Source organism: Fluviicola sp. (assembly GCF_039596355.1).
Lineage (GTDB): Bacteria > Bacteroidota > Bacteroidia > Flavobacteriales_D > Crocinitomicaceae > Fluviicola.
The window spans coordinates 60,606-74,513 of sequence record NZ_JBCNJW010000011.1; the positions used below are offsets into that span (position 1 = coordinate 60,606).

At 45.7% G+C, this 13,908-nt stretch carries 14 protein-coding genes; 2 read left to right on the forward strand and 12 right to left on the reverse strand.

Annotated features, from left to right (window positions below; all coding sequences use genetic code 11):
- Positions 1–70 precede the first annotated feature (70 nt).
- From ABDV94_RS17045 to ABDV94_RS17075, 7 genes are all read right to left on the reverse strand, one after another.
- Complete coding sequence (locus ABDV94_RS17045; RefSeq protein ID WP_343748424.1) at positions 71–658, reverse strand: sugar transferase; 588 nt, start codon at positions 656–658, stop codon at positions 71–73.
- Positions 658–1,869 carry a DegT/DnrJ/EryC1/StrS aminotransferase family protein gene (locus ABDV94_RS17050; RefSeq protein ID WP_343748425.1) on the reverse strand — a complete coding sequence of 404 codons (1,212 nt, stop codon included), beginning with the start codon at positions 1,867–1,869 and terminating at the stop codon, positions 658–660. The genes ABDV94_RS17045 and ABDV94_RS17050 overlap by 1 nt, the downstream gene beginning before the upstream one ends.
- 38 nt (positions 1,870–1,907) lie before the next feature.
- Positions 1,908–2,924, reverse strand: coding sequence for a glycosyltransferase family 2 protein (locus tag ABDV94_RS17055; RefSeq protein ID WP_343748426.1), 1,017 nt, complete (start codon positions 2,922–2,924; stop codon positions 1,908–1,910).
- Positions 2,921–3,826 (reverse strand): UDP-3-O-(3-hydroxymyristoyl)glucosamine N-acyltransferase, encoded by a 906-nt coding sequence (locus tag ABDV94_RS17060; RefSeq protein ID WP_343748427.1) that lies wholly within the window; start codon positions 3,824–3,826, stop codon positions 2,921–2,923. Before ABDV94_RS17060 ends, ABDV94_RS17055 begins: the two co-directional genes overlap by 4 nt.
- 1 nt (position 3,827) lies before the next feature.
- Positions 3,828–4,463, reverse strand: coding sequence for a PIG-L deacetylase family protein (locus ABDV94_RS17065; RefSeq protein WP_343748428.1), 636 nt, complete (start codon positions 4,461–4,463; stop codon positions 3,828–3,830).
- A gap of 66 nt (positions 4,464–4,529) precedes the next feature.
- Complete coding sequence (gene wecB, locus ABDV94_RS17070) at positions 4,530–5,609, reverse strand: UDP-N-acetylglucosamine 2-epimerase (non-hydrolyzing) (protein WP_343748429.1); 1,080 nt, start codon at positions 5,607–5,609, stop codon at positions 4,530–4,532.
- On the reverse strand, positions 5,593–6,852 hold the full coding sequence (locus ABDV94_RS17075; RefSeq protein WP_343748430.1) for an O-antigen ligase family protein: 1,260 nt from the start codon (positions 6,850–6,852) through the stop codon (positions 5,593–5,595). Before ABDV94_RS17075 ends, wecB begins: the two co-directional genes overlap by 17 nt.
- Positions 6,853–6,989: 137 nt before the next feature.
- Here ABDV94_RS17075 and ABDV94_RS17080 point away from each other — a divergent pair, with 137 nt between their 5' ends.
- Both ABDV94_RS17080 and ABDV94_RS17085 read left to right on the forward strand, forming a co-directional pair.
- Positions 6,990–7,505, forward strand: a complete 516-nt coding sequence (locus ABDV94_RS17080) for a hypothetical protein (protein ID WP_343748431.1) — start codon at positions 6,990–6,992, stop codon at positions 7,503–7,505.
- A gap of 18 nt (positions 7,506–7,523) precedes the next feature.
- Positions 7,524–8,222 (forward strand): hypothetical protein, encoded by a 699-nt coding sequence (locus ABDV94_RS17085; RefSeq protein WP_343748432.1) that lies wholly within the window; start codon positions 7,524–7,526, stop codon positions 8,220–8,222.
- A 1-nt stretch (position 8,223) separates the two neighbouring features.
- Here ABDV94_RS17085 and ABDV94_RS17090 read toward each other — a convergent pair whose 3' ends face one another.
- Genes ABDV94_RS17090 through asnB form a run of 5 tightly spaced genes read right to left on the reverse strand, consistent with a single transcriptional unit; the run spans position 8,224 to position 13,903 of the window.
- A complete protein-coding gene (locus ABDV94_RS17090) occupies positions 8,224–8,985 on the reverse strand; it encodes an AglZ/HisF2 family acetamidino modification protein (protein WP_343748433.1) in 762 nt (253 codons plus the stop codon).
- Positions 8,985–9,602 carry an imidazole glycerol phosphate synthase subunit HisH gene (gene hisH, locus ABDV94_RS17095; protein WP_343748434.1) on the reverse strand — a complete coding sequence of 206 codons (618 nt, stop codon included), beginning with the start codon at positions 9,600–9,602 and terminating at the stop codon, positions 8,985–8,987. Before hisH ends, ABDV94_RS17090 begins: the two co-directional genes overlap by 1 nt.
- Before the next feature lie 51 nt (positions 9,603–9,653).
- Complete coding sequence (locus tag ABDV94_RS17100; protein ID WP_343748435.1) at positions 9,654–10,931, reverse strand: oligosaccharide flippase family protein; 1,278 nt, start codon at positions 10,929–10,931, stop codon at positions 9,654–9,656.
- 55 nt (positions 10,932–10,986) lie between these two features.
- Positions 10,987–12,090, reverse strand: coding sequence for a glycosyltransferase family 4 protein (locus ABDV94_RS17105; RefSeq protein WP_343748436.1), 1,104 nt, complete (start codon positions 12,088–12,090; stop codon positions 10,987–10,989).
- Positions 12,083–13,903 (reverse strand): asparagine synthase (glutamine-hydrolyzing), encoded by a 1,821-nt coding sequence (gene asnB / locus ABDV94_RS17110; protein WP_343748437.1) that lies wholly within the window; start codon positions 13,901–13,903, stop codon positions 12,083–12,085. Before asnB ends, ABDV94_RS17105 begins: the two co-directional genes overlap by 8 nt.
- Between the last annotated feature and the right edge of the window lie 5 nt (positions 13,904–13,908).

The window sequence follows — 13,908 nt, forward strand, 5'->3', positions numbered from 1 at the left end:
TCAAATTCGCGAAATTGCCATATCGCCATATAGCGAACCCTCAGTAAAATCTAGTCCTCTAGAGTCATTTTTAGCGAATCATCTTCAAAAATGTCTGCCACATGATCCGGATATCCTGACCCAAAGTCGGATTGGCGATATACTTTTTATTCAACTCAATCTTTGCCGGCATAATCTCCCGGATATACGTCTCCCGTGGATTCTCAGATTTCCCCAGCAATTCGTTTTCCTTGAAGTATTCCAGCGAAGCATAATCCGTAATTCCGGGTTTAACCGATAAGATCCGGCGTTGATCTTCCGTATACAAATCCACGTATTCCTGCACTTCCGGGCGCGGACCGACAATACTCATTTCTCCCGTCAGCACATTCAAAAACTGCGGAAATTCATCCAGTTTCGATTTGCGGATAAAATATCCCACACGTGTAATCCGCGGATCTCTCATTCCAACCGTCAACTTTCCCAGTTTATCCGAATTCACACGCATGGTGCGGAATTTCCACAGTTTAAAGGGAATACCGTTACGTCCTACTCTTTCCTGACGGTAAAACGCTCCGCCCCGACTTTCCAAAACAATAGCCAGCGCAATGAGGATTCCGAAGGGAAGAAAAACCGACAGAATGAGCAGTGAAACCAGGAGATCAAACAAGCGTTTCATTATCCCAGCACTTGTTTTACGGCTGTTTTCACAGCATGAAGCACTGTTTGCACCTGCTCGTCGGTCAAATCGAAGTAAACAGGAAGCGTAATTTCATTGGAATACTTGTCCCATGCTTCCGGGTAGTCCGACATGTTGTATCCCATCTTTTTATAAGCTGTCAGGATCGGTAATGGCTGAAAGTGCACATTCACGGAAACATCCTGGTCGAAAATAGCCTGCATAATCGCATCGCGCTGTGCTTCCGAAGCACCTGCAATTCGGAGTTGATACAAATGATAACAGGTTTCCCGCTTTTCATCTTTCATTTTCGGAAGAATCGCCCAGGATTCACCTTTTAATCCTTCGTTATACGCCAGGCAGATTGCTTTTCTGCGGTCGAGGTTTTCCTGGAAACGATCCAGTTCCACCAGTCCGATGGCAGCTTGTAAATCCGTCATATTGCATTTGAATCCGGGTTCGGCTACATCGTAGCGCCAGTTTCCTTTTTGAGCTTTTGCCAATGCGTCTTTACTCTGACCATGCAGGATTTTAATGCACAATTCTTTATAGATTTCCTCGTGATCAAAATCATCCGGCAGGTTGATCGTCATTGTTCCACCTTCTGCTGTGGTGAGGTTTTTCACCGCGTGAAAGGAGAAAGCACTGACATCTGCCAGACTTCCGGAGCGTTTTCCATTGTATGTTGCACCGAACGAGTGCGCCGCATCTGCAGCCACCAGGATTCTTCCCAGTTTTTCCTGGTATTCCGAATTCGGCTGAAATAGTTTTTTGATTTCCGGGTCATTTACAATCTCATAAATTCCGTCGTAATCACACGGGAAACCGGCAATGTCTACCGGCATAATTGCTTTCGTACGGGAAGTCACCGCTTTTCGAATCGCTGCTAATGAGATATTGAAATCATCCGGGTTGATATCCACCATCACCGGTTTGGCCCCGGTATGAATCACTACATTGGCAGACGCACAATAGGTTATTGCCGGAATAATGACCTCATCTCCAGGCCCGATTCCCCACCAGCGAAGCAACAATTCCATCCCGGCAGTCCAGGAACTCACGGCAACAGTCGTTTTGTTACCGCAATATGCAGTCAACTGCTTCTCAAACAACTTCGTTCTCGGGCCGGTTGTAATCCAGCCGGAAGTTAAAGCAGCTGCTACTTCGTCAATGACACGCTGGTCAATACGCGGGGGGGAAAACGGAATCATATGCTTATTTTTTTGAGACGAAATTACGCAATAATCTACTATCGCGACATGTTTTTATACTTATCTCCGGGTTTGCGGCCAGCTATCAGGAAGGTTGCAATTCCTTTCAGATATCCCCAGCCATAGCTGATATGCAGGATGGGAAAAATCACGAAAATGCGGTTAAATTCACGCACGTCTGCTGCCACACGCGAAGTGACCAAAAGTCCCAGCAGAACATACATACCAAGGAAGGACAAACCGATAAATCCAAGCAGGTTGCAAACCAGGAACAAGAACGGAAGCAGGATTAGAAAAAGTACAAACAAAGGCGGAACCAATTGCCGGAGCGTAGTCACCGCTTTGTGTTTTTTATTGACGTATACTTTCCAGTAACCGTATTGCATGAACTGCTTCCACAACTGGCTGATGCTTCCGCGAACATAATACTTCAACGAGATCGATGCATCGTACCAGATTTTCCCGCCGGCTTTCGTGACACGAAAATTAAAATCATCGTCCTGGTTGCGGATCAGTTCTTCGTCGAAATAGCCGATTTTCTCAAAAACCCAGGCCGGGTACATCGGAGTTCCTACTGTATCCACGAATCCGGATTCACTCAAGGTCCGGAAATTGCCCAATCCCATTCCGAAAGCAGTTCCCATCGCTTTTGCGATCATTTTTCCTTCTTCGTTGAGATAAACATTGTCGACCGCACCGCCCACACACCAGATTTCCGGGTTATTTTGCAGCGCCGCAACGGCATCTTTCAAATAGTTTGGTGAAACCACCTGGCGCGCTCCGATAATCTGGTAATAATCCGCGTCTTTCGCAGCATAAATTCCCAGGTTGAAGGCGTAAGGCGTTAGTTGCTTTTCATTGGTAATGATCTGCAGTCCCGGGTGCTTCGCCTGAAGATTTTGAAGCAGTTCCAGGGTTCCGTCATTGCTTTTTCCATCAACCACATTGACCACCAATTCAGCATGCTCAGGTAAATCGGATGCATAAATCGCTTCGATACATTCCGCGATGTTGCGCACTTCATTTCTACAGGGAATCACAACGGCAAGCTTCATTTTTTCTCGAACGGTTTTGCCGGATTTCCTGCCACCACACTGTCTGCAGCTACATTTTTAACCACTACACTTCCCAATCCGACCAGCGCATTGTCTCCAACCTGCAGTTTTTGCCTGATGGAAGCTGACGGAGACACCCACACGCTCTCCCCGATTTCCACACTTCCTGCAATCATCGCATTGGCAATGATCAGGCTGTTTTTACCGATTTTCACGCCATGTGCGATGTGAACCAAGTTGTCGACTTTGACATTTTCTTCCAGCAGCGTGGAACCCAAAACCGCCCGGTCGATGCAGACGTTGTTCCCGATCTCTACTTTATTTTTCAATACCACGTTTCCAATATGCGGCATCAGTTCGTATTCATTTTCTTCGTTCAGTTCGTAGCCGAAGCCTACTCCGCCGATCGTATTGTTCGACCCCAGCGTGCAGTCATCACCGATTTCGGTTTGTGCATGAATCACCGTATTAGCTCCGATCGTTACACGGTTTCCTAAAACGCAGGCTTTTCCAAGCACCACATTTGCTCCGATGTACACGGTATTCGGATCAAATTTCACTGACGGATCGATAGAAGCCGTCGGATGAATGAACCCGTAGGTCTTTTTCTCCGCGAAAAACTCCTGCAACACTTTTAAGAAAGCACTTCGGGGTTTTTCAACCGGAATGAGTCCGAGTTGCGGTAAGCTGTCTTTCATTTCAGCATAAACTGCTTTACTGACAATCACGCTTCCTCCCTTTAATCCGGTGAGCATTTCTTTGTTTTTGTCGGAACACCAACCCAGCGACGATGCATCAAATGCTGCATCATCTATGGAACGGATGGTAGTCATTTCCCAACCATTCTTACCGTCTTCCGAAACAGACTGCAGGAAACTCCGAACTTCTTCCAATCGAATCATATCAATTAATTATCCAGCGAACAATATTAAATGCTTCAGCATATTTCGTCCCGATCTGCACACCTCGTGTTCTGGCTACGGATCGCAAGAAATCTTCGTCAGAATAAGGTCTGTGTGCCTGGGATTGGTATTCTTTCAGCGCATTGACTTTCGTTTGTACGTGTGCTTCGCTCAAATGCACAAAACTGGAAGTGGAAAACGACAGGTTATTCCAAGGCAGTTCGTATGACATGATGGACGAAAATTTGAACGCGCGCAAACCTTCCGTTGCGATGGTTGCGTGATCCTGGTGTACGTCCTGCAAATCCGGCATGAAGATCAGTTCCGGTTTAATTTCAGAACGAAGCTTGATCAAATCATCCAGGATATCCTGACGGCGGTAACCGAATGTGCGCACATCGTAATCGAACAGGATCAGGTTTTCAGGTTTGATCCCAAGCACTTTTGTCGCTGCTTTGACTTCCGTAATTAAAATATCGGACGGAAATTGTGGAAGCACGGATTGCTGGCATGCCGAAAAAGCCGCATAATAAACCTCATGTCCTTCTTCAATGAATTTAGCAATCGTTCCTCCGCATCCGAACTCACCGTCATCCGTGTGAGGTGCCAAAACAAGCACTCTTTTTTTATTTTCCATTCTCTTCGTTCCTATTTTATCTCTGGTGCTTTTAACAAGCAATTTTTGCTACAATAATACAGAATTTCAGGCACCTGCCCCAACCCTTTTGATCCGGTCCCGGATTCGCTGTGCGGATTTTCCGTCCCCGAAAGGATGCTTTCTTTCTGTCTTTGGATCAAACGCCACAATAGCCTCCAAAATCCGTGATTCGGAAGTTCCCGTTAAGGTATTCCAGCCATTTTCAACCGTTTCGACCCATTCGGTTTCTTCCCGGAGGGTGATGCAGGGAACTCCCAGAAAGAAGGCTTCCTTCTGGATTCCGCCACTGTCTGTCAGGATCTTTTTCGCTGCTCCTTCCAGGCGAACCATGTCGAGATACCCAACCGGCTCTATGATACGTACGTTTTTCGAAATTGGGATTCCGTATTCTTCCACACATTTCAGCGTTCGGGGATGAAGGGGAAGTACAATCTGTTCTCCCGATTTACCCAAAGCCCGGAATACTGTCTTCAGTTTATCCGGATCATCGGTATTTTCCGCCCGGTGGATCGTACAAAGCAGGAATTGCTTTTCCTGCAGGTTCAACTGCGCGAGAATCGTGCTTTTCTCCCGTGCAATTCCGGAGAAATGAAGCATTCCGTCATACATCACGTCTCCAACCAGGTGAACACCTTCCGTAATTCCTTCTTTCTTCAAATGTTCCACTGCGGTTTGTGTCGGTACAAACAGTAAATCCGACACGTGATCCGTCAGGATGCGGTTTTGTTCTTCCGGCATGGCTTTGTTAAAGCTTCTCAAACCTGCTTCCACATGAATCACCGGGATCAGCAGTTTCGAAGCTGCAAGCGCTCCTGCAAGGGTCGAATTCGTATCGCCGTAAACCAATACAAAATCAGGCTTTTCGATCTCCAGTACCTTTTCGATTTCGATCAGCATTTTTCCCGTCATGGCTCCGTGGGAACCCGCACCGGCGTTCAGATGATAATCCGGTTTGGAGATCTTGAGTTCTTCAAAGAAAACATCCGACATGTTGGAATCGTAATGCTGGCCGGTGTGAACGAGTATTTCCTCAAAATCTTCTTTCAAGACATGAGATAAGGCTGCCGCTTTGATAAACTGCGGACGCGCACCCAATACCGTCACTATTTTAGGCCGTTTTTCCATCGACTTGTTTTCGTTGAGTATCTGCTATCAGGATCATTAAAACCGGAATCCAGAAGGAGTAAAACACCACTCCTGACTGGCGCTGCAACATGGATTCAAAGAGCATGTTGAAGGCCAAACCAGAAATCGCTATCAATAACAACAGGTTCCGGTGTTTGATTGCGCTATAGATACACGACCCAATCAGTCCGAACAGCAGCAGTAATCCAACAATTCCGATTTCCAGCGCAGTCTGTAAATATTGGTTATGCGGATTCAGGTCGTCGGCTACCAACTGGTGGAAACCATATTTATTCAGTCTTCCGAACAGGTATTCATCTACATTTCCGGTTCCGACACCGAACGGGTGCTCCAAAATCAATTCGGTTGTCACCGTCCACATCACCAGGCGTTTCTGGTTTCCGGGAATGGATTCGTCATCCAGACGCTTTTTCAAAAATGCCTGCGGATTGGAAACGTATTCTGAAAATCCTTCCTTCGATACTTTGACGTCGTCTTTGATTCCCGGAAGCTTGCTGAGGACGAGGAACAATATAAACGGACCGAGCAACGTCACCGAAAGCGCTACCCATTTCCCGAATCGCTTATAAATCCGGTAAACGACCCAGGCAGTCAGAATGATTCCCAAAAACAACATGGCTGCCAAACTCAGGCAGAAGAAGTAGAATACAAGGGCAAAAAGCGAATACGGAATGACTGTAGCGAGTGAAAATCCTTTCCATTTCTGCCGGAATCCGTACCAGGCGCAACAGGTTGCAAACAGGAGAAACCCGGAAAAGTAACTCGGGTGGTGAACCGGAGAAATGTAGCTGGACGAAAAACAAAACATGAACCAGTGACTGCGCTCGTAGCAATTACAGGCGCTCATAATCCCCACTCCCGCTAACACGAGCGTTCCTGCCATCATTCCGATCACCGGGTATTGAAATTTCAACCCAGATTTCAGTTTTACAGAAAGCAGTAGGGGAATGAGCAGCAGGGACAATTTGTATTCCGCGTATTTCAATCCGTTTGACAGTTCATGAGCAAAACAAACCCCGACCAAATATGCCAGGTAAAGCAGCATCATGAACAATGCCGGACGGCTCAGTTTCCAGCTGATTTCCTTTCGAACGTAGCCTGTTACGACCAAAACGAGCAGGAGAATCACCAAAAGTGCCGTCAGTTTTGGAAAAACCAACGAACCAAAGGCAAACAATCCGAGATAAAGGGAGAAAATCTGTCCGAAGCTGACTTGTTTCATTCTACGAATTTAGGAAATAATTGCGTCTTGTCCAGATGAATGATCGGAGCAGACAAAATAAGCGGGGTTAAACTGCGTTCTATGGATGAATCAAAATCAAGATGTCTTTGACAAAATCGCTTAACTTTAAATCCCCTATGCGGCTTAAACGATATACCTTTCTTTTTCTCATCTTATCAGTAATCTGCATTCAATCCTGTCAAAAAAGAGGGTGTACCAATCCAAATGCAACCAACTATTCATCAGACGCCAAACATGATAACGGATCCTGTGCCTATGGTGCATTCAGTGTCGAAGATTCAATTGAAGATCCCTACAACAGCGGAACGTTCACCCATAGTCAATACACCGTCGAACTGGTAAAAGCTCACAAAGTCAAAAACACTTATTATATACTGAATTACGCTAACCAAAAGAAATTCAATGGGAAACCGATTAAAGTGATCTGTCATATTTACGAAAACCAGCTAATCATTCCGGAACAAACTGCTTTGCGGGATGATAGTAATCAAGATTATCCGGATTATCTGGTTTCTCCTTTCATTTTTATTCCGGAAAATACCGGCTATTTCTCGCATGATTCCTTATTTATAAACCTTCTGTTTTCTTACGAACAAAACCAGTATAAAGGAACATGCCGGGGTTCTCGTTAATTTCATATTCCATTACTTATGATGTACCGTTTATTCGTTCTTATATTTCTTTTCCAAACACCAGTTGTGCTAAGCCAGCGTATTTTTTATACGTCCGGAATCATGGTTTCTCATCTTCACCTGAGCAAATCTTATTATTCTTCTTACTATGACTATCACTACGATCAATCCATGTCATTGGATCCAATTGTTTCCACCTCTATTTCTGTTGGCTACGAAACCAAACAGTGGCATCGTTTTTCCATAGCAGCTACAGCATCCAATTTTAACAGCGGGGGAAAAATATCTGCCAGCTTACCTTATGTGTCCAATGGCAAACGGGTTACATTTAACAATACTTGCCTGGGAGCAAGTGTAAATTATTATATCATCAATCGGAAAACGCAATTTTATATTGGAATCGGACCAAGGATTGATTATCTAAAACCTGATTATGAAATGTATAATCTCCTCGAATATTATGAAGATCGCCCCTTGCATATTTTCAAACCCGGATTATCCGGAAGTATCGGTTTCAATTATCAAGTCGGAGATTTTTCATGGGGATTAAAATCTAATTATTACTACCGGTTCGGAAATACCCTTGAACTGACGGACAGTTATAGCTCAGGTAGTGGTTATGAATCACACCACAAAGTGGTTAAGGATTTCGCGTATGATCTCCAGTTTATTTTAGGATATCAGTTCGGAAAAAAGAAAAAGGCAGAACATCCTTAATTTAGTCTGAACTCCGGCTAAAAATCCGTTTCAGTTCCTGTTGATCCGGATAACTGATCAAAACGGCGCGGTGTTTTCCATGAAACACAAACAAGCTACCGGCTGCTGCTGCTGAAGCTCCTGCCTGGCGAACTACATTTCCGAAATCTTCTGTTGAACCTGCTCCTCCGGAGGCAATCACCGGGATATTGACCATTTCGCTGATGCGGGAAATGAATTCCAGGTCGTATCCTTTCATCGTTCCTTCGCGGTCAATGGATTGTAGCATGAGTTCGCCTGCTCCGGCCTGTTCCAGTTCGCGCGCAAAAGCAAACGGATCTTTTTTTACCCGCACTTTTCCGCCTGAAGCATATAATTCGTAGTTACCGAACAGGTTCTTTTTGACGTCCAGTGAAGCTACAATGGTTGCACTTCCGAATTGATCCGCAGCTTCGCGAATGAACCCCAGATCTTCAAAAAGCGCCGAATTGATCACCACTTTCTCAATCCCGATTTTCAGCACTGCACGGATGTCTTCGACGGTTTTGATTCCGCCTCCATATGCCAGCGGCATAAAGCATTCTTCTGCAATTTCCTGCAAAAAATCAAAGGGAATCGAGTCGGAATCAATGTTCAGGAAAATCAGTTCGTCGGCTTCTTTTTCGTTGAAGATTTTCACGGCATTCAGGGGATCACCAATGTAAACCGGGTTTTTGAACTGCACGGTTTTGACCAGTCCGCCAGCTTTCAATAGTAGAACAGGAATCACTCTTGGAATCGCCATCAGAAATGAGTCATAAAGTTCGACAATAGCTTCATTCCGTATTTGTGGCTTTTTTCCGGGTGAAACTGCACGCCCAGGATATGTCCTTTTTGAATTGCGGAATCGAATTCGTGGATGTAGCGGCTGGTTAAAATCACCTCATCGGGATGTTGGCATTTGACCCAGTAGGAATGCGCAAAGTAAAATTTCGGTTCTGCATACATTTCGTCCAGCAGCGGGCTTTTGTTTTTTTCAAACACATATTCCCAGCCCATGTGCGGAACAGGATATTTCTGAGCTGTTTTCGATGGGTCAAAACGAATCGTTTCCGCATCAAACCACCCTAAACCGCTGCGGTTTCCTTCCCCGCTTCGTTTGGTCATGAGCTGCATTCCCAAGCAAATTCCCAGAACAGGCGTTTTTTCCTCCAGCACTTTTTGGTTCAGTATGGGAATCAAACCGCTTTCTTCGAGGCTAAGCATTCCCTGGTCAAAAGATCCGACTCCGGGAAGGATGAGTTTTTCAGCTGTTTGCAGCACGTGATGATCGGATGAAATAATCGCATCGAACCCAATCTTTTTGAGCATATTCCTGATCGACCCCAGGTTTCCCGATCCGTAATCTACAATAACAACCATTCGATTTCCGTCAATAAACAGGGTAAAAATTACACATTTCGCGGCTTCGTTTTACAAAGTATTCTCATCTGCCTTTTTGATCATGCGGATGGCCACTCCGATCACGAAGATGTAGAATACACAACGCGCAATGCTGAATCCCCACAAAGCAGATTCTACCTGGTCTGAAAAAGACCGACCGATAAAGAATCCGCTCACAATGACGATCAGGTGAAGGACATCGTAATACAACAAAGCCTGTTGTTTTTGCAAACGAATGAAAATGAACGACAGCGAGGAAGACACAAACCATGCTGCGAGCCAAACGACCATAATCCGGGCAATCGGCATCAATTCAATCCATTGTTCGCCCAGGATATTCGCCACAAATCTTCCCGGAATAAGGTACACTACTGCTACCGGTATGAAGGCCAGCAAAGCCAGGTTTTTAGCAAAGCGGATGTACATGCGCAATAAATCTTCCTTGCTTTTGGTTTCCGCCAGCCGGGAATAAAACACCTGCGAAAAGGAAACGGCAACAACACCGAATCCGGCAGATAAATATGTCATGGAAACGCCGATGATCCCGACCATTTTTTCTCCGAAATACACCAGAAACAATTGCAGGTACACGACGTTGATCAGGTTTCCCAAGAACACGCTCGGCGTGGTAAACAAGAGGAATTTTTTGTTTTCGCGAACCGTTTCCCTGCTGATTTGGTTATCCAGCAGTTTTAAAGCCCTGCTGTCGCGTTTCAGGAAACCACGGACATAATACAGCACCGAACCGATAAATCCCGACAAACGGCCTAAAATCAGCCCGAAAACGCCCAGATGCATTACCCCTGCCAGTAATTTAACTGTTTCCGATGTCCCGGTTTGAACCAATTTTGCCCACGAAATGACTTTGAAGCGTCTTTTCCGGTTGTTCCAGTAGGAAAACAAATCGGTGATGGAGAAGAAAATAATGTAGACCGGGAGTAAAAACAGGTAACTGTTTAAGCGTGGTTCGCCGAGGTAATTCGAAATGAAATCACGGAAAATCAATACCAGGATGCTGCTGATGACCGTAACAATCAACACGATTTTCAAGGCTCCGAAGAACAAATTGATTGCATGTCTCTCCCGATCCTGCAGCACAATCCCGTATTCCAGTTTACCGGAAGCCACCGATGAAAATAATTCGGAGAATGAAATGAACACAGCCAGCAAACCGAAATCGGCCGGTGAATAAAAGTATTTCTGAAGAATCGGCAACACAAAAAATGGAATGAGCTGCGAAAGAAGCGAACCGCTGAAAAGCACCAATATGTTTCGTATGAAGTCCGACTCCCTGATCCGCTGAATCATTTTCCTGTTCCTTTCATGAGTTATCGTACGAATTTAACCAAATTGGATGGATCGTTTAAAGTGTTTCATACAAGTTGAACAGCTTCTTTTTTTCGATCTCCCAATTGAATTTTTCCAGGATGGCGATTCGCCCGTTTTCGCCCATTTTCCGGGCTTCTTCCGGCTGACTCAACATGCGCTGAATTTCCGATGCGATCAATTCCGGGTTTGAAGGATCTACACAAACGCCACATTTGTTTTCTCCCACAATCGTTTTCCACAACGGGAAATCCGAACAGATGACCGGGATTCCGGCGCTCATGTATTCAAACATTTTGATCGGAAGCGATTCCATGTGGTTCGGGGTCGGCAACAGGGTCACCATCCCGATTTTGGAGCGTTGGAAAATCGACAGCAGTTCTTTTCTTCCGACATATCCGTAAAATTCTACGCGGTTCCAGGCTGCTTTTGCACGGATTTCTTCTTCCAGTTCCCCGGTTGAAAAATTTCCCGCCAGGTTCAGCCTCAAATCCGGAAGCAGGGCCAGCGCATCTGCCAGTTCGCGAATTCCTCTGACAACGGAAATTCCGCCTACGTAACAAATTTCGTCCTGCTTGTCATCCCAACTGGTTGGCTCCATCAATTCATTCATCAACGGATAGTTGCACACATCGATGGTGCGCGGATTGATTTGAATAAAGCGCTCGCGGATATGGGGCGTTGAAACGACCACAGCACTCAAACGCTTTGCGACATAATTCTCATATTTTTCAAAGCACACCGAAATCAGTTTCCGGAATACGCGTGGAATCCAGAATTTGGCCATGATCTGGCGCGGCACGTCTTCGTGCGCATCGTAAATCACTTTTTTTCCACGGCGTTTCAGTTTCAAACCAAAACGAAGCAATTCCGGGTCGTGGAAATGGTAAATATCGGCATCGATCTGCTTTGCCGTTTTATACACTTCTTTTGCGGTAAACAGCATCCGGCTGATTCTTCCTCTTGGTCCGGATCCGGTATGAACGACCCGCACAGCACCTTCCAGGCCGGACGCTTCGTAAGCAGAAACTAACGAAACATCATATCCCGCTTCAGCCAGTGAAGTACATTCTTTGTGATAGATTCGAATATCATCCGGTTTATGGGCGGAAGTAAAATGACAGACTTTTGGTTTATTCATTGGTTTCTGTTTTCGATGCAAGCTGAACGTTGAACACGTATTCCCACTTTGCCAGGTTGTAAATTCTCCAGCGCATGCGTTTGTCCAGCTGATTCAAATCGAGTTTTTCTACATCGGCAATCGCGTTAAAAATAGCTGATTCCCGGATCACTTTTTCCATTTCAGCGGCATGTTTTTCCAGCCACAGGTTTTCCGGAGCATTGAAGCCCAGTTTGTTTTTTCTCCAAACGATTTCTTTCGGTAAGAGTCCCGACATTCCTTTGCGGAGCACATATTTTGTCCAGCCGTCGTGGATTTTTGCTTCGTTTTCCATATTCAACGCAAATTCCACCACCCGGTAATCGATAAACGGCAAGCGGGCTTCAACGGAATGTTTCATCGAGTTTTTGTCTTCGTAACGCAACAAATGCGGCAACTGACTTCGCGTCAATTCCATTTTTTGCATTTTCCGGACGTCGGAATAGCTTTCGGACACTTTTCTCAGTGCTTCCGACTGGTAGTTTTCCAGGTATGCCGGACGAATGAAACCGGCTCTGCGCTTCACGCGGTTCAAACGGCTTTTGTAATTCCCGAAATACAGCATGTATTTGACTGCTTCCAGCATACTCAGGCGCGAATTCTTTTTGGAATTCAACAGGGCTTTCGGTCGCTGGAAAACCCCAAGACTGCGGATCAGCGCCGGATAATAGCGTTCGTATCCTAAAAGAGTTTCGTCTCCGCCCTGCCCGTCCAGCATCACGATACAATTGTTTTTACGCGCTTCTTTGAACACAAAATACTGCATGAATACCGACGGACTCCCGAAGGGTTCTTCCTGCGTGTAGATCACGTCGTTCATATTGCTTTCAAAATCGGGATAGCCCGGAACAACCGTTTTCAGGTTCAGTTTCAGGTGGTCGGAAACCATTCCGGCGTAAGTACTTTCATCGGTTGCCGCTTCTTCGGATTTGGCATGAATGGCGTAGAATTGCTCCTGGTAATTGTAATTCTTGCTTGCAAGTGCTGCCACCGTACTGGAATCGAGTCCGCCGCTCAGGCAGGTTCCCACACGCACGTCCGAACGCATGCGCAGTTTCACACTTTCTTCCAGCAGGGAAATATAGCTTCCGATCGAATCGGGATTTTTTGTTGCAGGTGCTTCATCCGGTAAGGAATAGAAGGCTTCGATCTGGTACGTATTTTTTTCCAGGTCGTAAACCAGGTTGTGTCCCGGTGTCAGCTTCACCACTCCTTTGAAAAAGGTTTCATCGGTTGCTTCCTCCATCGCTGAAATGATGAAATCCAGCGCCACGGGAAGATTGATCACCGGCCGTTCGGAGATCAGTTGTTTGATTTCCGACCCGAAACGGAACGATTCCTCCGAAATCGTATAGTAAAACGGCTTGATTCCAAAGCGGTCGCGGCTACAAAACAGCGTATTTTTTTCTTTATCGAGGATGACAAACGACCACATTCCGTTGAACCGGCTCACGCAGTCTTTCCCCCACTTGTCGTAGGCTGCAAGAATCACTTCCGTATCTGATTCGGATTGAAAGGCGTAGCCTGCTGCAAGCAACACTTCCCTGATTTCGATGTAGTTGTACACTTCTCCGTTAAAGACAATCGTGTATTTCTCTCCCCAATGCATCGGCTGTTTTCCCAGTTCCGACAGATCGAGGATCGCCAGTCTGCGGTGTCCGAGTGCCACGTTGTTGTAGCAGTATATTCCGTCGCCATCAGGCCCGCGGTGTTCAATGAGCTGATTCATTCTCCGAATCTCCGACTCAGATTCTATTTTTCCTTTTCTGTTTACAATTCCACTAATTCCGCACATTTGAA

Bases quoted from the DNA above. Each gene is read 5' to 3' on its own strand.
- ABDV94_RS17045 (WP_343748424.1), bottom strand. From the start codon at position 658: ATGAAACGCTTGTTTGATCTCCTGGTTTCACTGCTCATTCTGTCGGTT.
- ABDV94_RS17050 (WP_343748425.1), bottom strand. From the start codon at position 1,869: ATGATTCCGTTTTCCCCCCCGCGTATTGACCAGCGTGTCATTGACGAA.
- ABDV94_RS17055 (WP_343748426.1), bottom strand. From the start codon at position 2,924: ATGAAGCTTGCCGTTGTGATTCCCTGTAGAAATGAAGTGCGCAACATC.
- ABDV94_RS17060 (WP_343748427.1), bottom strand. From the start codon at position 3,826: ATGATTCGATTGGAAGAAGTTCGGAGTTTCCTGCAGTCTGTTTCGGAA.
- ABDV94_RS17065 (WP_343748428.1), bottom strand. From the start codon at position 4,463: ATGGAAAATAAAAAAAGAGTGCTTGTTTTGGCACCTCACACGGATGAC.
- wecB (WP_343748429.1), bottom strand. From the start codon at position 5,609: ATGGAAAAACGGCCTAAAATAGTGACGGTATTGGGTGCGCGTCCGCAG.
- ABDV94_RS17075 (WP_343748430.1), bottom strand. From the start codon at position 6,852: ATGAAACAAGTCAGCTTCGGACAGATTTTCTCCCTTTATCTCGGATTG.
- ABDV94_RS17080 (WP_343748431.1), top strand. From the start codon at position 6,990: ATGCGGCTTAAACGATATACCTTTCTTTTTCTCATCTTATCAGTAATC.
- ABDV94_RS17085 (WP_343748432.1), top strand. From the start codon at position 7,524: ATGATGTACCGTTTATTCGTTCTTATATTTCTTTTCCAAACACCAGTT.
- ABDV94_RS17090 (WP_343748433.1), bottom strand. From the start codon at position 8,985: ATGGCGATTCCAAGAGTGATTCCTGTTCTACTATTGAAAGCTGGCGGA.
- hisH (WP_343748434.1), bottom strand. From the start codon at position 9,602: ATGGTTGTTATTGTAGATTACGGATCGGGAAACCTGGGGTCGATCAGG.
- ABDV94_RS17100 (WP_343748435.1), bottom strand. From the start codon at position 10,931: ATGATTCAGCGGATCAGGGAGTCGGACTTCATACGAAACATATTGGTG.
- ABDV94_RS17105 (WP_343748436.1), bottom strand. From the start codon at position 12,090: ATGAATAAACCAAAAGTCTGTCATTTTACTTCCGCCCATAAACCGGAT.
- asnB (WP_343748437.1), bottom strand. From the start codon at position 13,903: ATGTGCGGAATTAGTGGAATTGTAAACAGAAAAGGAAAAATAGAATCT.